This is a genomic window from Acerihabitans sp., assembly GCF_036398755.1.
Classification (GTDB): domain Bacteria; phylum Pseudomonadota; class Gammaproteobacteria; order Enterobacterales; family Enterobacteriaceae; genus Acerihabitans.
The window spans coordinates 16646-34786 of record NZ_DASWOM010000086.1 but is presented as its reverse complement, the minus strand read 5'-3'; the positions used below and the strand labels follow the sequence as shown (position 1 = coordinate 34786).

Annotated in this window: 19 protein-coding genes, 1 pseudogene and 1 other annotated feature; of the genes and pseudogenes, 6 read left to right on the top strand and 14 right to left on the bottom strand. The window is 59.4% G+C overall.

Going from position 1 to position 18141, the window contains the following annotated elements:
• Nucleotides 1-438: 438 nt before the first annotated feature.
• A complete protein-coding gene (locus VGC33_RS14340) occupies nt 439-762 on the bottom strand; it encodes an HI1450 family dsDNA-mimic protein (protein WP_331121445.1) in 324 nt (107 codons plus the stop codon).
• 76 nt (nt 763-838) lie between these two features.
• Nucleotides 839-2299 carry a cardiolipin synthase gene (gene cls / locus VGC33_RS14335; RefSeq protein ID WP_331121444.1) on the bottom strand — a complete coding sequence of 487 codons (1461 nt, stop codon included), beginning with the start codon at nt 2297-2299 and terminating at the stop codon, nt 839-841.
• A gap of 184 nt (nt 2300-2483) precedes the next feature.
• Here cls and VGC33_RS14330 point away from each other — a divergent pair, with 184 nt between their 5' ends.
• Complete coding sequence (locus VGC33_RS14330; protein ID WP_331121443.1) at nt 2484-2663, top strand: YciY family protein; 180 nt, start codon at nt 2484-2486, stop codon at nt 2661-2663.
• 108 nt (nt 2664-2771) lie between these two features.
• On the opposite strand, the gene VGC33_RS14325 is transcribed toward VGC33_RS14330, so the two are convergent.
• Together VGC33_RS14325 and VGC33_RS14320 are read right to left on the bottom strand one after the other, a co-directional pair.
• Nucleotides 2772-2987 carry a hypothetical protein gene (locus VGC33_RS14325; RefSeq protein WP_331121442.1) on the bottom strand — a complete coding sequence of 72 codons (216 nt, stop codon included), beginning with the start codon at nt 2985-2987 and terminating at the stop codon, nt 2772-2774.
• Between the two features lie 621 nt (nt 2988-3608).
• Complete coding sequence (locus tag VGC33_RS14320; RefSeq protein ID WP_331121446.1) at nt 3609-3905, bottom strand: YciI family protein; 297 nt, start codon at nt 3903-3905, stop codon at nt 3609-3611.
• A gap of 215 nt (nt 3906-4120) precedes the next feature.
• On the opposite strand from VGC33_RS14320, the gene tolA reads away from it, so the two are divergent.
• Nucleotides 4121-4858: an energy transducer TonB gene (gene tolA / locus VGC33_RS14315; protein ID WP_331121441.1), complete on the top strand. Its 738-nt coding sequence runs from the start codon at nt 4121-4123 to the stop codon at nt 4856-4858.
• A 77-nt stretch (nt 4859-4935) separates the two neighbouring features.
• Here tolA and yciA read toward each other — a convergent pair whose 3' ends face one another.
• The 4 genes from yciA to VGC33_RS14295 are packed head-to-tail and all read right to left on the bottom strand — an operon-like array spanning nt 4936 to nt 7213.
• Entirely contained in the window at nt 4936-5361 is a 426-nt protein-coding gene (gene yciA / locus VGC33_RS14310) for an acyl-CoA thioester hydrolase YciA (RefSeq protein ID WP_331121440.1), read from the bottom strand.
• A gap of 51 nt (nt 5362-5412) precedes the next feature.
• Nucleotides 5413-5958 (bottom strand): septation protein A, encoded by a 546-nt coding sequence (locus tag VGC33_RS14305; protein ID WP_331121439.1) that lies wholly within the window; start codon nt 5956-5958, stop codon nt 5413-5415.
• A gap of 39 nt (nt 5959-5997) precedes the next feature.
• On the bottom strand, nt 5998-6753 hold the full coding sequence (locus tag VGC33_RS14300; protein WP_331121438.1) for a YciC family protein: 756 nt from the start codon (nt 6751-6753) through the stop codon (nt 5998-6000).
• A 52-nt stretch (nt 6754-6805) separates the two neighbouring features.
• Nucleotides 6806-7213, bottom strand: coding sequence for a YkgJ family cysteine cluster protein (locus VGC33_RS14295; RefSeq protein ID WP_414636935.1), 408 nt, complete (start codon nt 7211-7213; stop codon nt 6806-6808).
• 273 nt (nt 7214-7486) lie between these two features.
• Between VGC33_RS14295 and ompW the strand changes: the two genes are divergently transcribed.
• The gene (gene ompW, locus VGC33_RS14290) at nt 7487-8122 is read left to right on the top strand and encodes an outer membrane protein OmpW (RefSeq protein ID WP_331121437.1); all 636 of its coding nucleotides are present in this window, start codon (nt 7487-7489) and stop codon (nt 8120-8122) included.
• An 86-nt stretch (nt 8123-8208) separates the two neighbouring features.
• Here the strand turns inward: ompW and VGC33_RS14285 are convergent, their stop codons facing one another.
• From VGC33_RS14285 to VGC33_RS14260, 6 genes and pseudogenes are all read right to left on the bottom strand, one after another.
• Nucleotides 8209-8466 (bottom strand): BON domain-containing protein, encoded by a 258-nt coding sequence (locus tag VGC33_RS14285; protein ID WP_414636936.1) that lies wholly within the window; start codon nt 8464-8466, stop codon nt 8209-8211.
• A 172-nt stretch (nt 8467-8638) separates the two neighbouring features.
• On the bottom strand, nt 8639-9445 hold the full coding sequence (trpA, locus tag VGC33_RS14280; protein WP_331121435.1) for a tryptophan synthase subunit alpha: 807 nt from the start codon (nt 9443-9445) through the stop codon (nt 8639-8641).
• Nucleotides 9445-10635, bottom strand: coding sequence for a tryptophan synthase subunit beta (gene trpB, locus VGC33_RS14275; protein WP_331121434.1), 1191 nt, complete (start codon nt 10633-10635; stop codon nt 9445-9447). The genes trpA and trpB overlap by 1 nt, the downstream gene beginning before the upstream one ends.
• A 33-nt stretch (nt 10636-10668) precedes the next feature.
• On the bottom strand, nt 10669-12024 hold the full coding sequence (gene trpCF, locus VGC33_RS14270; RefSeq protein WP_331121433.1) for a bifunctional indole-3-glycerol-phosphate synthase TrpC/phosphoribosylanthranilate isomerase TrpF: 1356 nt from the start codon (nt 12022-12024) through the stop codon (nt 10669-10671).
• 3 nt (nt 12025-12027) lie between these two features.
• A pseudogene (gene trpD / locus VGC33_RS14265) lies at nt 12028-13622 on the bottom strand (bifunctional anthranilate synthase glutamate amidotransferase component TrpG/anthranilate phosphoribosyltransferase TrpD).
• Nucleotides 13622-15184, bottom strand: a complete 1563-nt coding sequence (locus tag VGC33_RS14260; protein ID WP_331121432.1) for an anthranilate synthase component 1 — start codon at nt 15182-15184, stop codon at nt 13622-13624. The pseudogene trpD and the gene VGC33_RS14260 overlap by 1 nt, the downstream one beginning before the upstream one ends.
• A 23-nt stretch (nt 15185-15207) precedes the next feature.
• Nucleotides 15208-15313: a sequence feature (Trp leader region), on the bottom strand.
• Nucleotides 15314-15495: 182 nt separating this feature from the next.
• Between VGC33_RS14260 and rnm the strand changes: the two genes are divergently transcribed.
• The 3 genes from rnm to rluB all read left to right on the top strand — a co-directional run bounded on the left by rnm (nt 15496) and on the right by rluB (nt 18130).
• Nucleotides 15496-16398: an RNase RNM gene (gene rnm / locus VGC33_RS14255; RefSeq protein ID WP_331121431.1), complete on the top strand. Its 903-nt coding sequence runs from the start codon at nt 15496-15498 to the stop codon at nt 16396-16398.
• Nucleotides 16399-16444: 46 nt separating this feature from the next.
• The gene (locus VGC33_RS14250) at nt 16445-17065 is read left to right on the top strand and encodes an L-threonylcarbamoyladenylate synthase (protein WP_331121430.1); all 621 of its coding nucleotides are present in this window, start codon (nt 16445-16447) and stop codon (nt 17063-17065) included.
• A 177-nt stretch (nt 17066-17242) separates the two neighbouring features.
• Nucleotides 17243-18130 carry a 23S rRNA pseudouridine(2605) synthase RluB gene (gene rluB / locus VGC33_RS14245; protein ID WP_331121429.1) on the top strand — a complete coding sequence of 296 codons (888 nt, stop codon included), beginning with the start codon at nt 17243-17245 and terminating at the stop codon, nt 18128-18130.
• Nucleotides 18131-18141 lie beyond the last annotated feature (11 nt).

Below are 18141 nucleotides of genomic sequence, written 5' to 3'. Positions count from 1 at the left end.
AAGCAACACCACCGCCGTTTTAAGCGACAGCGCCACCATTGATGCATAAGATACGGCGCCAACAGCGACATAGGTCCCGGCATAAAGCGCGCCGACGTTGCCTATGACCCCGGCATGAGCCGCCGGGAGCGGCGAAAGGCCCGTTTGCGCTGGGAGCGCATAACGGGCCGGTGCATCACGGGGGCATGGGCGGCGGAGGGCATCGCGCAGCGACGCGCGACTTGCCGGGCGCGTGGAGGTCAAGGAGGCCGTCGCGAAACGGCCTCCTTGTCGCTTGCCGGCAACCGGCGCTACATTTAACCACCGATCGTTTGGCAAGCGAAACCTCACCAAGGCAAGCGAAACCTCACCAAGGCAACAGGAACCTCGCCAGATATCCATTATTGCCGGATCAATCAGATGTTCGCGGGCCTGACATGCCCCGGCGTGCTTGTGAGGTTATTCTTTCCAGAGGATATGGCAGATCTTTTCCGCTTTATCACGGCAGATCAGCATGCGCGCGAACACGTCGTTGACTTCCTGTCCGTCTTCCTCCGCGAGGCCGATGACCACTTCGGCGAAAAAATCCGGATTGAGATCGAAATCCACCTGCTGGTGCCACTCTTCCGACGGGTCAAACAGCTCCGCCGCGCCGCGTTGTTCAAACTGCAGGTTAAAGAGAATCAGATCGGCCTGGTCAAGGTTGTCCGGCGCCAGCTCCAGAAAAATATCATAAGCCTGTTCCAGCGTTTCATCATCTGTCAGGCGATTGTCCAAATCCATAACCGGGGTCCTGTGTGGGAATCAATAAGGCGTCAACGCATCCGCTTTACGCTATTACATCATGCCTTCGGTAAAATTACAGCAATGGACTGAAAAAGTAGAACAGGCGTTCGACAATACGCTGCCAGTAGGGGCGTTTGGCCCAGACCTGCGGGTCGATAAGACGGGAGCGGGCGATATAGTCTTCCTGTACCCGCGCCAGATCGCTGCCGAAATCATCATCGTCAATCACCAGGGTAATTTCAAAATTCAGCCACAGGCTGCGCATATCGAGATTGACGGTGCCGACCAGGCTGAGCTGTTCGTCCACCAGTACGCTTTTGGTGTGCAGCAGGCCGCCCTCGAACTGATGGATATTGACGCCCGCTTCCAGCAGTTCGGCGAAAAAGGCCCGGCTGGCCCAGCCCACCAGCATGGAATCGTTATGGCGCGGCACCACGATATGCACGTCCACGCCGCGCTGGGCCGCGGTGCAGATGGCGTGCAGCAGGTCGTCGCTCGGCACCAGATAAGGCGTGGTCATGATCAATTGCCGCCGCGAGGAGTAGATGGACGTCAGCAGGGCCTGGTGGATCATGCCTTCCGGGAAACCGGGACCGGAGGCGATGACCTGGATGGTATGTCCCGTCGCCTGTTCAAACGGCATGATATTGACATCCGGCGGCGGCGGCAGCACCCGCTGGCCGGTTTCTATTTCCCAGTCGCAGGAGTAGATAATGCCCATGGCGGTGGTTACCGGGCCTTCCATCCTGGCCATCAGGTCGATCCATTGACCGACGCCGGCATCCTGTTTGAAATAGCGCGGGTCGACCATGTTCATGCTGCCGGTATAGGAAATATAGTTATCTATCAGCACCATCTTACGGTGCTGGCGTAAATCCATGCGCCGTAGGAACACCCGCAGCAGGCTGACGTGCAGCGTTTCCACCACCTCGACGCCGGCATTGCGCATCATGGCCGGATAGGGGCTGCGAAAAAACGCGACGCTGCCGGCGGAATCAAGCATGATGCGGCAGCGCACGCCGCGCCTGGCGGCCGCCATCAGCGCTTCCGCCACCTGATCCACCAGGCCGCCGGCCTGCCAGATGTAAAACACCATCTCGATATTGGTCTGCGCCAGCCCGATATCCTTGATCAGGGCTTTCAGGGTGTCTTCGGTTCCGGTCAACAACTGCAGCTGGTTGCCTTTCAGCCCCCCCATGCCCTGGCGCAGCTCGCACAGTTTAAACAGCGAACGGGCGACTTCGCTGTTTTCGGTGGCAAAAATGCGTTTGCACTGCTTGAGGTCGCGCATCCAGTTTGCCGTGGAGGGCCACATGGCCTTGGCCCGCTCCGCGCGGCGCTTGCCCAGATTAAGCTCACCGAACAGCAGGTAGGTAATGATGCCCACCAGGGGAAGGATATAGATGATCAGTAACCAGGCCATTGCGGAAGGGACAGCGCGCCGCTTCATTAACACCCGCAGGGTGACACCCGCGATCAGCAACCAATAGCCGAATACCAGTAGCCAGTTGATTACAGTATAAAAAGTTGTCATAGAGGCGAAAAATCCTGTTCGCAAGGCGTTAAGCATGAGTGTACGCATAAGGGGCGAAAAGAGGAAATTGTTTTGCCCCGCGCAGGCCCTTGGTCGGTCCGTCGCACCGCCGTTGGACGGTTGGCAGGCCGGATAAATGGTTTATAATGGCGCTCTTGATATCAGGTAAGAGTCGGTTCGTGTCATGAAAAGAAGCAGAAATGAAGTCAGTCGCTGGCGCATGTTAAGGCAGGCGCAGCGCCGGCGTAGCCAATGGGTGGAAGCCCAGTCGCGTACTTATCGCCATCTGACGCGTTTACGGCATCTTCAGTTAAAACAGCAGCGTCGCTCATTGCTCTTTTCCGTCACGGCCTATGGTATTTGATCCTGGGTAAACAAGAGCGATAAAAAAACCGGCTTTTGGCCGGTTTACCGTATTTGAGTTCCTGTATACGGTTTTAATCAGGATTATCCCTGTCCTTATGATGTCTAGTCACTGTGTGGCGGTGGTCGTTGATGTCGAGGTCGAGGTCCCGGTTCCCGTCGGGTCGCTGGCCGAGGCCATGGCGGCCACCGAACCGGCGACAAACCCCGGATCGGCCGCCGTCGCGGCGCCAGAAGCGCTTTGCGTGGCCGCTTCAGTCGTTCCCGCGGCTCCGGCCGCAAAAGCGGCGCTGGAACCGACCGCGGACATTACTATTACTGCCATAGAGATTTTCTTAAACATACTTACCTCCGGTTGTTAACTTCTTAACGGGGAGTACAGCAATTACACGGTATTGTAATTTAACGGCGGCGACAAATAGGATATTGGCCGCCGGGCGCGCCGGAGGTGAATATTTATGCTGGATCGGCCGGTAAGCAACTGATTCAACTTTGGTTATTTTTTGTACTAAGATAATTCCTAAATGGCAATGTTATGCTATGGTGATCACGGTAATTTCTTTTAGTTTTAGAGAGTTATAAAGCATCTGTCGCCTGGATAACCGTTAAACATTAAATATTATTAAGTAAACGGTGAAATAATCCGGCGCCAGGATAGCGATAAGATGAGGGATTTAACCTGGCGAAGAGCATCATGAATATAATCTATATCCGTCAGGGCGCGATATTCATTGCATTTATTCGACAATAACCGCGTTTAACAGGGAAAACGGGGCGAAAAGAATAGGGCGGTAATAATGCCCGGGAATATGTCTTAAAGCGGATAAATGATAAATAAATATAACTATTAGCAAGTTTGCCGTGACTCAATGCGGCCCACCGGGCGGTGGACCTTGTGTTAACGCCCGCGCCGGGAAAAACGGCGCGACCCGCGAGGTATCAGCAATCAGAAGGTTTTACGGTAGGGTTTCACCACGACCTGCTTATACACGCCCGCGGCGACATAAGGATCGGCATCCGCCCATGCCTGCGCCGCTTCAAGGGAATCAAATTCAGCGATAATGGTGGAACCGCTGAATCCCGCCGCTCCGGGTTCGTTACTGTCTATCACCGGCATCGCGCCCGCCGTCAGTAAACGGCCCTCATCACGCAGCAGTTGCAAGCGCGCAACGTGGGTGGCGCGTACGGATTGGCGTTTTTCCAGGGATCCGGGCACGTCTTCAGCATAGATAACATAGAGCAAGGGCATTACTCCCAACACAGAGGATTCATATCAAGTAATTCACGTTATGACATTGAACCGCGTGGCGCAATGAAAAATTTACCCTGAACGCTAACGGTTGTCCGGACAGGGATAATTGCCGGTTTATCTTCATTAGTCTGCAAGAGTTTGTTTTGAGTTATTGAATATGATTGCTATTTGCATTTACACTCACCCTTACTGAAACTTTTGTTGATATGGCGTTTATTATTTTGAATCCGACACGTCGATTTTCGTGGCCGCTGGTCCTGTCCGTCGGGCTGCATACCTCGCTGGTGGCGGGATTGTTATATGCTTCGGTTAACCAGATGACCGCACCCACCGCGGTAGATCAGCCGATGAGCGTTACGCTTATGGCGCCGGAGCCGGTTGCCGCGCCGCCGCAGCCGCCCGTGGAGCCTCCCAAGGTGGTGCCGCAACCCGTGCCGGCACCCACGCCGGAGCCGGAGCCTGAGCCGGTGCCGGAACCCGTTCCTGAGCCTGAGCCGCCGGCGCCGGTGCAGCAGCCAAAACCCCATCCCAAGCCGGTGCATAAGGAGGTGGTCAAGCCACGACCGAGGAAAGTCGAGCCGAAAACCGAGCCGACGCCCGTGACGTCCATGCCCACCGAAGCGCCTGTGCGCGCCGCTGCCGCGCCGGCCGCGGCTCCGGTGGCAAGGGTGGCCGACACCGGGCCAAAGGTGCTTAGCCGGCCCAATCCCAACTACCCTGAGCGCGCCAGGGCATTGAATATCGAGGGGACGGTCAAGATCCAGTTTGATGTGGATGACAGCGGGCAGGTGCAGAACCTGACGATCCTATCCGCCACGCCGCGCAATATGTTCGAACGGGAAATCCGCCAGATTACTCGCCGCTGGCGCTATGAAAGCGGCAAGCCCGGCAAAAACCTGAATATTACCATCCAGTTCAAGCTGTCGGGCGTCAGCACTCATTAAGCCTTACCCGCGCGTCTGATATCCCCAGGCGCGCGGCAGGTTTTGCCATGCCGTCCGCCCGGTCGATAAAGGGCGAGTCAGGCGCCGCCGGGCGCGAAATGGCGTTTGCCGTCGGGCAGGGGGCGCGCCTTGCCCTCATCATCCACCGCGACGTAGGTGAAGGCCGCCTCGGTGGCGCGGTAACGCTGGCCGATAGGCGCGGTGGACACTTTCTTGACCCACACCTCGACGTTGATATTCAGCGAGCTGGTGCCGGTGCCGGTACAGCGGGCATAACAGCAAACCACGTCCCCCACCGCCACCGGTTTTAAAAAGGTCATGCCGTCGACGCGCACCGTGACCACCCGGCCTTCGGCGATCTCCTTGGCAAGGATAGCGCCGCCCATATCCATTTGCGACATCAGCCAGCCGCCGAAAATATCACCGTTGGCATTGGTGTCCGCGGGCATCGCCAGCGTGCGCAGCACCAGCTCGCCGGAGGGTAAAAAAGGGTTGTCGCTCATCAGGGGATTCCGCTTGGTTTGACATTGGCCCGCCAGCAGCGGGCCGGTGGTTCAACGTGAGTTTTTTTGTTCTTCCGTCATATGGCGATAGACATACACGCCGCTTAAGAGGGTAAATACCAGCGTCAGGCCGGTGAGGCCGAACACTTTAAAATTCACCCACACGCTTTGCGGCAGCCAGAAGGCGATATAGATATTCGCCGCGCCGCAGGCCAGGAAAAACAGCGCCCAGGCGATATTGAGGTTGTTCCAGACCCGCGCGGGCAGGGTCAGCTCCTTGCCGAGCATGCGTTGAATCAGCGGTTTGCCCAGCATGAACTGGCTGACCAGCAGCGCAATGGCAAACAGGCCGTAGATAACCGTCACCTTCCATTTTATGAATTCGGCATTATGGTAATACATGGTCAGCGAGCCAAAGATGGCGACCATGATAAAGGTCAGCAGGGTCACCTTTTCCACTTTACGGTAGCGGATCCAGGTATAGATCAGCACCAGCGCCGACGCGGCAATCAGCGCGCCGGAAGCGATATAGATGTCATACAGTTTATAAAAGACAAAAAACACCACTAACGGCAGAAAATCAAGAAACTGCTTCATAAAGAAATCCGTGGTTGGTTAAGTGACGCCGGCATGGTTTCAGGCCTGGCGCAGCAGCATATACAAGCGATACAGATAAATCAGCAACAGGGCCGAAATAATGTTGCTTAAGCCGTTAAGCAGCACCGCGGCCACTACCGACGACACCTGGGTAAACTGCGCCGCCAGTAATAACACCGCCGCCTTGGCCAGCAGCCATAACAGGACCGCCGGGGCAACCAGCCGCAGGTTGGCGAAAGCCAGTTTACTACTCAGGCGCATGGACTTGAATACCCCCAGGTTGTCGCTGGCGGCAATCACCGGCGCCATGCTGAAGGCAATGGCTATCAATATTCCGGGTATGACAATCAATAATAACCCCAGTTGCACCAGCAGCGTGGTAATAAATATCAATAACAACAGGCGGGGCAGGATCGGCGCGGACAGCCCGATGGCGCGCAGCACGCTGACCGGCTGCCGGTCGGATACCAGGCGAATCATGGTCAATAGCGCCCCGGCCAGGATCACGTTGCCCACCAGGCCGGCAAAAGTCCCCGCCGCCGAGGCTTTCAACAGCACTTTTTGCTGTTCCGGCGTCATCTGCTGCACCAGTTCCTGCAGGCTCAGGCTGGCTGAATCAGCCATGTCGGGACCACCGGCGCTCAGGATAACCAGTTGATCGGTACTGGGGGAAAGGGCATGGCCTATCACCACGCTTATCAGCGCCGCCAGCAGGGCCAGCAGCACGATGCCGGTGAACTGGTTACGGGTAAAATTCAACATGTCGCGATACAGGGTACTTGCCATAATTGGCATGTAGAGCTCCTTGGCAGAACGTTCTAAATTATCAGCCCGGTATTCTACCCTGTTAACGGTCCGGTTGGCACCCCGCCGCAACATGATGGCGCGTTTCCGCCATATTAAGCGCCTGCGCGGCCGACGGCGACAGCGGCGGCAGGCCATAATGCGCCCTGGCGCGATCGCAGGCGTCGTTGGGCCGTCCGCCGTCCCCGGCCATGGCGAACTCCCGGCACGGCGAGGGCCGTCCGGCATAAATGGTACAACGGACCGTCTCGCCTACTTTCCCTTCCAGGGCGTGGCAACGCGGCCGCCGGTCGTTGGTGCCGCGCATGCAGCGCAAAAAGGGGGTAAGGGGTTCGGTTAACGCATTGGGCACGGCACCGCCGCCGTCATCGCCCTCGGCCCAATAAAAGGAGACGCGGAACCATGCGCAGCATGCGCCGCAGCTCATGCAAGGATTGCTGTTATCGCCCATTGTTTCATCCGCCGATTGCCCGGCGCCGAATCTGTTTTGCCTGTGGGTTAACTTACGCCCGGCGCGCGGGAAAGCAACCTCCCGGGCAAAAGTATTTTTTTTGACCCGTTTCGGCTTCGGTTGATATGGATCAATCTCAACCAAGTCAATCCCTTGGTATAAAACAAGATAAACAAGGTTCAGCTCAAATTTACCCTACGATATGTCAAAGTAACATTTGTGAACTGAATCAACTTTGCTAGGCAAAGGTATTATCTCAACAAGGAGCAGGGCATGAACAAGTGTGTTATAGGCATGGCGGCGGCCGCCGCGCTGCTGTCGATAACGGCGCAGGCGCATCAGGCGGGGGATGTGATTGTTCGCGCGGGCAGCGCCACGGTGCGGCCGAATGAAAGTTCGGATAACGTGCTGGGGCTGGGCGAATTTAACGTGGATAACAATACCCAACTCGGCCTGACGTTCAGCTATCTGGTGACCGATAATATCGGTGTGGAACTGTTGGCGGCAACGCCGTTCAAGCATCATGTCGGCCTGAAAAGCACCGGCGATATCGCCTCGGTAAAACACCTGCCCCCAAGCCTGGTGGCGGAGTATTACTTTGGCGCGGCCCCGGATAAACTGCGGCCTTACCTGGGCGTGGGCGTCAACTACACGACCTTTTATGACGCGCACTTCAACCAAACCGGTCAGGACGCCGGGCTAAGCGATTTAAGCCTCAAGCACTCATGGGGAATTGCCGGCGTGGCGGGGCTGGATTATAACCTCAACCAGAACTGGCTGGTCAATATGTCGGTGTGGTATATGGATATCGATACCGATGTGCGGTTTAAGGCCGGCGGCCAGCAGCAATCGGTACATAGCCAAATCGACCCCTGGGTATTTATGTTCGGCGTCGGCTATCGGTTCTAAGGCAAAGGCGGCGACACCGGCCGTCGCGGACTCTTTACCCTGGAGCGAAACAGGTCCGGTGGCGTTTACGCCGCCGGACCTGTTGTTTATTTGATGCTGATGTCGTTTTCCACCGATTTCACGCCCTTGACGCCGCGGGTAATGGTCACTGCGCGGTTGGCGTCGGCCATCGAGCTGACAAAACCACTTAACTGCACACGGCCTTTAAAGGTTTCGACGTTGATTTCGGTGCCCTTGAGATGGTCATCGGCCAGCAGCTGCGCCTTCACCTTGGTGGTGACCACGGTATCGTCGATATACCCGCCGGTGCCTTCGGTTTTGGCGGTCGGCGCGCACCCGGCCATTATGGCCGCCAGGACCACGGTTGCTGCAAGCGTCGTAAGGGATTTCCAGATTTTCATTTTATCTCCTTGGTTTTGAATTATTTTTTGTATTATGTCACCTGCATCTTACAGGATGGCGGCATAATAGATACGCCGCCCTAAGAGTGTTGTGGATAAAATGATTTTTTTCAAATCAGCCGCGCGTGGCGGCCTTCATTTTACTGACGAAGGCGCTGAGCTGCGTCAGCATGGCCGCGGGGTTTTCCAGGTTGCCCTCGATAATCCTGACGATGGCCGAGCCGGAAATGGCGCCGGCCGCGCCCGCCGCCAGGGCATCGCGCACCTGCGACGGCTCGGAAATACCAAAGCCCTGCAGCGACGGCGCGGCATGGAACTCGGTAAGCGTCGTCACCAGATGGGCCAGCGGCAGGTGGCCCTGGTTCTCACTGCCGGTAACGCCGGCGCGGGATAAGAGATAGGTATAACCGCGGCCGTGGGAGGCGATTTCGCGCAGCAGATCCTTATCGGCATTGGGCGGGCAGATAAATATGGGCGCCACGCCGTGGCGCATGGCGGCGGTGCGAAACGGCAGGCTTTCTTCCAGCGGCACGTCGGCCACCAGTACCGAATCCACCCCCACTTCGGCGCAGCGGGCATAAAACGCGTCGATACCCTTGTTATACACCAGATTGGCGTACATCAGCAGGCCGATGGGTATGGCGGGGTATTTCTGCCGGACGGTGGCCAGCAGCTCGAAACACTGACTCGGCGTCACCCCGGCGGCGAAAGCCCGCAGGGTGGCGTTCTGGATGGTGGGGCCGTCCGCCAGCGGGTCGGAGAACGGAATTCCCAGCTCCAGCGCGTCGGCGCCGGCCTCGATCAAGGTATCGATAATTTTCAGCGACAGGCCGGGATTAGGATCGCCCAGCGTGACGAAAGGCACGAACGCGCCTTCTTTACGGCTGTGCAGCGTGGTAAACAATTGCTGATAGCGTTCCATTACATTTCTCCTCGCGCTTTTAAAATATCGTACACGGTAAATATATCCTTATCGCCGCGGCCGGACAGATTGACTACCAGGATCTGCTCCTTTTCCGGTTCCGCCTTGATCATTTTCAGCGCGTGCGCCAGTGCGTGGGAGGATTCCAGCGCCGGGATAATCCCTTCATGGCGCGACAGGGTTTTGAACGCGTCCAGCGCCTCCTCATCGGTGGCCGAGACGTATTCCGCGCGGCCGATACTGTCCAGATAGGCATGCTGCGGGCCCACGGACGGGAAATCCAGGCCGGCGGAGATGGAGTAGGACTCCTCGATCTGTCCGTCCGACGACTGCATCATCGGCGATTTCATGCCGAAATAGATGCCGGTGCGGCCGTGCTTGAGCGACGCGCCGTGCTGGCCGGTCTCGATGCCCAGGCCGCCCGGCTCGACGCCGATAAGGCGCACCGAGGGTTCGTCGATAAAATCGGCGAACATGCCGATGGCGTTGGAGCCGCCGCCGACACAGGCCAGCACCGCGTCCGGCAGGCAATGTTCCCGTTCCTGCATCTGCGCCTTGGTCTCTTCGCCTATCATGCGCTGGAATTCGCGCACTATGGTTGGGAACGGATGCGGACCGGCGGCGGTGCCCAACATATAGTGGGCGCGCTCATAGCTGCCGGACCAGTCGCGCAGCGCTTCGTTGCAGGCATCTTTCAGCGTCGAGGAACCGCTGTGCACCGGGATCACTTCCGCCCCCATCAGACGCATACGGAACACGTTGGGTTCCTGGCGCTGGATATCCTTGGCGCCCATGTAGATGCGGCATTTCAATCCCAGCAGCGCGGAGGCCAGGGCCGAGGCCACGCCATGCTGGCCGGCGCCGGTTTCGGCGATGATTTCGGTTTTGCCCATGCGCTTGGCCAGCAGGGCCTGGCCGAGGACCTGATTGGTTTTATGCGCGCCGCCGTGCAGCAAATCCTCGCGCTTAAGGTACAGCTTGGTCTTGCTGCCGGCGGTCAGGTTACGGCACAGGGTCAATGGCGTGGGGCGACCGGCGTAATTGGTTAATAAATCGCTGAATTCCGCCTGAAAAGCCGGGTCGCTTTGCGCGCTGACAAAGGCTTCCTCCAGCTGCAGCAGCGCCGGTACCAGGATCTGCGGCACGTACATGCCGCCGAATTCGCCGAAATAGGGATTTAATAGTGTCATGCGTTCCTGTCTCTTGTTGATCTGGCCAATCGATTAATAGGCGCGCAGCGTCTGAAATACCGTAGCCAGTTTATGGTGATCTTTAATACCCGGGGCGCTTTCCACGCCGGAGTTGAAGTCCAGCCCGACGCAGCCCAGCTGCGCGGCGGCCACGCAGTTATCCGCCGCCAGCCCGCCGGCCAGCATCACGTTATCAAGCGCAAGTCCGTCCAACAGCGACCAGTCGAACGGTTTGCCGCTGCCGCCGCCGTTATCGAGCAGATAACGATCCACCTGGCTGAAATCCCGCGCCGGCGCATGGTGGCGCATATCCAGGGCTTTCCAGATACGGCAGGCGGCGGGCAGCGCCAGGCGCAGGGCGTTGATATAGGTCTGGTCCTCATCGCCGTGCAACTGCACGGCATGCAGCCCCAGCGCGGCGGCGGCGCCCGCCGCCTCGGCGATGGGGGCATCGCGGAATACGCCGACGTAGCGCAGCGGCGCCCCGGCCATCACCGCGCGGGCGCGGGGAATATCCACGCGTCTTGGCGACGAGGGCGCAAAAATCAAACCGCCGTAGAGCGCGCCGGCGTCATATGCCGCCCCGGCGTCCTCGGGACGCGTCAGGCCGCAGACCTTATTCTCGCCGAGCAGTACCCGGCGCACCGCGCCGTCCAGGTCCGGTTCGGCCATCAGCGCGCTGCCTACCAAAAAACCGTTGGCGAAATGGCTCAGTTTCCTGACGTGGCGGTAGGAGGTAATTCCCGACTCGCTTATCACCGTTACGCCCGGCAGCAGCGGCGCCAGGCGACGGGTACGGTTTAAATCGATGGATAAATCGCGCAGATCGCGATTGTTGATGCCGACCACGCGGGCGCCCAACGCGCGCGCGCGGCGGCACTCATCTTCGGTTATCGCCTCGGTGAGCACGCCCATGTCCAGGCTGTGCGCCAGGGCGGCCAACTGGCGGTAAGCATCGTCGTCAAGCACCGACAGCATCAGCAAAATAGCGTCCGCCTGATGATAACGGGCCAGGTAAACCTGGTAGGGGTCGATGATAAAATCCTTGCACAGCACCGGCTGGGTGACCACTTGGCTTATCTGGCGCAGGAAATCGAAACTGCCCTGGAAGTATTTTTCATCGGTCAGGCAGGAAATGGCGGCGGCGTAATGTTTATACACCCCGGCGATGGCGGCCGGGTCAAAGTCCTCGCGGATAAGGCCCTTGGACGGCGACGCTTTTTTGCACTCCAGAATAAACACGGTGCGTGAACCCTGCAGGGCATGGTAGAAGCCACGGGTGCTTGGGCGCACGTCGTCGACGAAGCCGGCCAGCGGCTGGCGCAGCTTACGTTCGGCCAGCCATGATTTTTTATCAGCGACAATGTTTGTCAGTACCGTATCCCGCATGTCTTATCCTCTGGCCGCCAATGCGACCACCCGTTCATAGGCGCCGCCGCCGCGAATGGCCGCCAGCGCCTGTTGGGTGTTTTCGCGCAGGTTTTCCTGACCGAATAATTTCAATAACAGCGCTACGTTTGCGGCGACGGCGAATTCATGGGCATGTTCACCTTTACCTTGGAGCAACCGCGCCAAAATGTCACGATTTTCTTCCGGCGCGCCGCCCAGCAGGGCGTCCATCGACTGTTCCCGCAGGCCGAAGTCCGCCGGGGTTAATTGATAGCTGACAATCTCGCCCTCGTTGAGCTCGGCCACCTGCGTCGGCGCGTGCAGCGCCACTTCATCCATGCCGCCGCCGTGCACCACCGCGGCGCGCCGATAGCCCAGTACCCGCAGCGTTTGGGCAATCGGCAGCACCAGCTCCGGGCTGTAGACGCCGATAAGCGCCAACGGGGGACGGGCGGGGTTGATAAGCGGCCCCAGCACGTTGAACAGCGTGCGGGTTTTCAACTGTTGGCGCACAGGCATGGCGTGGCGAAAGCCGCTATGGTACTGGGGAGCGAATAAAAAACACACCCCCAGCTCGTCGAGCGCCTGGCGCGACGCCTGCGCCGGCATGTCGAGGCGGATGCCGAAGGCCGCCAGCAGATCCGAGGAGCCGGACCGGCTGGACACGCTGCGGTTGCCGTGCTTGGCCACCCGGACGCCGCAGGCGGCGGCGACAAAGGCGCTGGCGGTGGAAATATTAATGCTGTTGCTGCCGTCGCCGCCGGTGCCGACGATATCGGCAAAAGGATAATCAGGACGCGGGAACGGCAGGGCATCCGCCAGCAGGGCGGTGGCCGCGCCGGCGATTTCATCCGGATGCTCGCCGCGGATTTTCATGCTGATAAGCGCCGCCGCCAGCTGCGCAGGCTCCAGGCCGCCCTGGATAATCAGGCCGAAAAGCTGTTCGCTTTCCTGACGGCTGATGCGCTCGGCCCGGTAAAGTTTTTCCAATATCTGTTGCATGCTCAGGTTCCTATGATTCAGGCCAGCGCCCAGTCCAGGGTTTGGTTAAGCAACCGCGCGCCCTGGGTGGTCAGGATGGATTCGGGGTGGAATTGAAAACCGCAGACGCGATCGGCGTCATGACGCACCGCCATCACCATCTGGTTAAAATGCGCGTTGACCGTCAGGCCCGCCGGGATTTCGCTGCCCACCAGCGAGTGGTAGCGCGCCACCGGCAGCGGGTTGGGCATGCCGGCGAACATGCCTGCGCCGTCGTGGGTCACCAGCGACGCCTTGCCGTGCAGGATTTCACCCGCCTGGCCGACGTAGCCGCCGTAGGCCTCCACAATCGCCTGGTGGCCCAGGCAGATGCCGATAATCGGCATTTGGCCGCGCAGCTGCTTGAGCAGTTGCGGCATACAGCCGGCGGCGGCGGGAGTGCCGGGGCCGGGCGAGAGCATCAGTATCGGATTTTTCAGGGTGTTGAGATGCCCGATGATGGTCTGTGCCGGCAACTGGTTGCGGTACACCGTCACCCGGTGGCCGGTGGCGCGTAGCTGATCCACCAGATTGTAGGTAAAGGAGTCGATATTATCGAGTAACAGGATATCAGCCATCAGAATATCTCCCTGGCGTGATGCGCGGTGGCGATGGCGCGCAGCACGGCGCGCGCTTTATTGCGGCTTTCATCGGCTTCCGCCTGCGGCACCGAGTCCAGTACCACGCCGGCGCCGGCCTGTACGGTGGCGATGCCGTCCTCGACATAGGCCGAGCGGATGACGATACAGGTGTCGAGCATGCCGCTGCCGGTAAAATAGCCGATGGCGCCGCCATAGCTGCCGCGCCGCGTGCCTTCGGCCCCGGCAATCAGTTGCATGGCCCGCACCTTGGGCGCGCCGCTCAGGGTACCCATGTTCATGCAGGCGCGATAAGCGTGCAGCGCGTCAAGATCGGCGCGCAGGGTGCCGACCACCCGCGAAACCAGGTGCATGATAAAGGAGTAGCGATCGACCTTGGTCAAATCGGCGACATAGCGGCTGCCGGGCTCGCAGATGCGCGCCAAATCGTTGCGCGCCAGGTCCACCAGCATCAAGTGTTCGGCCAGTTCTTTATGGTCGGTGCGCATTTCAAGCTCGATGCGGCTGTCGAGATCGCGGTCGAGCGTGCCGTCCGCCCTGCGCCCGCGCGGCCGGGAGCCGGCGATGGGATAGATTTCTATCTGCCGGCTGGCGGCATCGTACTTCAGCGAACTTTCCGGCGAGGCGCCGAACAGGGTGAAGTCGTTATCCTGCATAAAAAACATATAGGGACTGGGGTTGCTTTCTTTCAGGGTATGGTATGCGGCCAGCGGCGACGGGCAGGGTAACGAAAAGCGCCGGGACGGCACCACCTGGAAGATTTCCCCCGCGCGGATCGCCTGCTGCATGGTGGTGACGATGCGGCCGAACTCCTCATCGCTGCGATCGGTTTCCAGGGTCATGCTGTCGATAACCTGGTGGGGAATGGGTCCCGGCGCCTGCTGCAGTTGATGCTGCAACTGTTCGATGCGCGCCTGCAGACGGCGTTTTTCGCCGGCCAGGGGGGTGAACAGGCTGCCCTGCAGACGGCAGGTGCGCTGCTGGTGATCGAGCACCAGCAGGGTTTCCGCCAGGTAGAAGCAGAAATCAGGACAGCGCTGCCCCTGGCTTACCTGCGGCAGCGTTTCAAACCCGGCCACCAGATCATAGGCGAACAGCCCGCCGAGAAACAGGGCATCGGGCTGGTCCGCCGGCGCGGGCACCAACGCCAGCAGCAGGCGTAGGCAGTCAAATACCGACAGGGCGCGCAGTCGCGCATCCTCATCCATATCGCTGCCGCCGGCCGGGAAGATCAGTTCGCGGCCGCTGGGATGGGCGTTAACCTCGACCCCGGCCGGCAGCGCGGCGTCCAGCAACGGCAGCAACGCCGCGCCGTTGGCGGTCAGCGCGTGCAGTTGGACCTTATGTCCGAGGGCGGTAATGCGCATGGCGCTGTCGAGCACCATCAGGCTTTGCAGGTTCTGCTTGCTGTCGATTTCGGCCGATTCCAGCAGTAACGTGGCCGGACGGGCGCCGCAAAGCTGGTTGAACATCGCGGTAGGATCGTCGCGATAGGTGGCCGTGGCTTGCAGTAGTTCTAATTGAGGTTGTGTGGCTTGCATAATGTATTCCCGGTTGACCACCCATAAAAAAACCCGCTTGAGAGGCGGGTTAGTAGGGATCTTGCTCTGTCCGACGACAGCGACGCATGATAACACCACCCGCTAAAGGGAAGTGCGCCACCAGCGAAGCGTTACCACGGTTAAGGTTATCATCGTCAGATTCTCATTGGTTGTCCTGATGCGTACTAGTAAACTAGTTCAGCAACGAAATGTCAACAGCCACCGCTTAAAAACAGTTAATTATTTAACAGGTTCGATTCAGGGACGTTTGACGTTATGATATGAGCGTTAATCTTAAAAGGTAATTATCGTTGACCGAGACCTACGTTAAATCATCGTTGCTGACCCTGTACGATCTGCACAGCCATACCACCGCCTCCGATGGGCAGCTGTCGCCGGCGGATCTGGTGGCGCGCGCCGTGGCCATGGGCGTCGACGTGCTGGCGGTCACCGATCACGATACCGTGGCCGGCCTCGGCGCGGCGCGGCGGGCGGTCAGCGACCATGCGCTGCCGCTGACGCTGGTCTCCGGGGTGGAAATATCCACCCAGTGGCAAAACCATGAGATCCATATCGTCGGCCTCGGTTTCGACGACGCGCATCCGGCCATGGACGCGCTGCTGGCCGCCCAGCGGGAAAAGCGCCTGGCCCGCGCCCGGGCCATCGCCGAGCGGCTGGAGCGCGCCGGCATCAAAGACGCCTGGCTGGGCGCCAGCGGCCTGGCCCAGGATGAACTGGTCACGCGTGGCCATTTTGCCCGTTACCTGGTCGAGATCGGCGCGGCCGATAACGTGGCCAAGGTATTCAAGAAATACCTGTCCAAGGGGAATACCGGCTACGTGCCGCCGCAGTGGTGTACAATCGAAGAGGCGAACGACGCCATCCGCCGGGCCGGCGGACAGGCGGTGCTGGCCCACCCCGGCCGCTACCAGCTGTCGGCCAAATGGCTTAAGCGCCTGCTGGACCATTTTACCGCGGCGGGCGGCGATGGTATCGAAGTGGCGATGTGCCAGCAGTCGCCGCAGGAAAAAACAGTGCTTGCGGGCTATGCGCGCGAGCGGGGGCTGCTGGCCTCCCAGGGGTCCGATTTTCACCAGCCCTGCGCCTGGATTGAGCTTGGCAGAAAACTCTGGCTGCCGGGCGGAGTGGAACCGATATGGCGCGACTGGCCGCGCTGCCGGCTGACTGTGTCAAAGGACGTGTCCGAAGGATAACCGCGGCTTGCCGGGGACTTCGCGTCAATCTCACTAAGGAGTCACAATGAGTCAGTTTTTTACCATTCATCCAGAAAACCCACAGCCGCGGTTGATTAACCAGACCGTGGATTTGCTGCGCAAGGGCGCGGTGATCGTTTATCCCACCGATTCCGGTTACGCCCTCGGCTGCCGGTTGGAGGATAAAACCGCCATGGAGCGTATTTGCCGCATCCGGCAATTGGACGGCAACCATAATTTTACCCTGGTCTGCCGCGATCTGTCCGAGCTGTCCACCTATGCCCATGTCGATAACCAGGCGTTTCGCCTGATGAAAAACAATACGCCGGGCAAGTATACCTTTATTCTCAAAGCCACCAAGGAAGTGCCCCGGCGACTGATGAACGATAAGCGCAAGACCATCGGCCTGCGCGTGCCGAGCAACGCCATTGCGCTGGCATTGCTGGAGACCATGGACGAGCCGTTGATGTCGACCACGCTGATGCTGCCGGGCAACGACTTTGCGGAGTCGGACCCGGAAATGATCCGGGATCATCTGGGCAAGCAGGTGGATCTGGTGATTCACGGCGGGTTTCTCGGCCAGCAGCCGACGACGGTTATTGATTTAACCGACGACACGCCGGCGGTGGTGCGCGACGGCGTCGGGGATATTACCCCCTTCCTGTGACGGCCGGACGGCGGCGTTCACACTCCGCCGCGCCTGCCCGCTAAACTATGGATTGTTATACGCGGGGCCATAGTGTAAAATGACTGCCTGTCTTTCAGTTAACTTACTGATAAGATTAATAAATTATGGCGAAAGCCACCATTCGACGCCTGTGAAGGCGACAGCCGAGGTTGCTCAATGAGCGAAAAGCTGCAAAAAGTCCTGGCGCGCGCCGGGCATGGTTCCCGCCGTGAAATTGAATCCCTGATTGAACAAGGCCGCGTCAGCGTTGACGGCAAGATTGCCACGCTTGGCGATCGGGTCGATGCCGTCAGTTCCATGAAAATCCGGGTCGACGGCCGGGTGATATCCATTACCGCGTCGGAAGAAGCGGTCTGCCGGGTACTGGCTTATTACAAGCCGGAAGGCGAGCTGTGTACCCGACGGGATCCCGATGGCCGTCCGACGGTATTCGACCGGTTGCCCAAACTCAACGGTTCGCGCTGGATAGCGGTGGGGCGCCTGGACATCAATACGTCGGGCCTGCTGTTGTTCACCACCGACGGGGAGCTGGCCAACCGCCTGATGCACCCGAGCCGGGAAGTGGAACGCGAATATGCGGTGCGGGTCTTTGGCCAGGTGGACGATGAAAAACTACGCCTGCTGACCAAGGGCGTCACGCTGGAAGACGGCACGGGCGCGTTCCGCACCCTGAGTTTCCAGGGCGGCGAAGGGTTGAACCAGTGGTATAACGTCACCCTGACCGAAGGGCGCAATCGCGAAGTGCGGCGCCTGTGGGAAGCGGTGGGCGTGCAGGTCAGCCGGCTTATCCGCACCCGCTACGGCGCCATCCCGCTGCCCAAAGGCCTGCCGCGCGGCGGCTGGACCGAACTGCCGCTGGGGGAAATCAACTACCTGCGCGAACTGGTGGAAATGGCGCCCGAAACCGTCACCAAAGTGCCGGTGGAAAAGGAACGCCGCCGCATGAAGGCCAACCAGATCCGCCGGGCGGTGAAACGCCACAGTACCGTAACCCCGACCCGGCGCGGCGGCCAGAGCAGCAAGCGCAACTCCGGCACTAAATAGCCGGGCCGGCG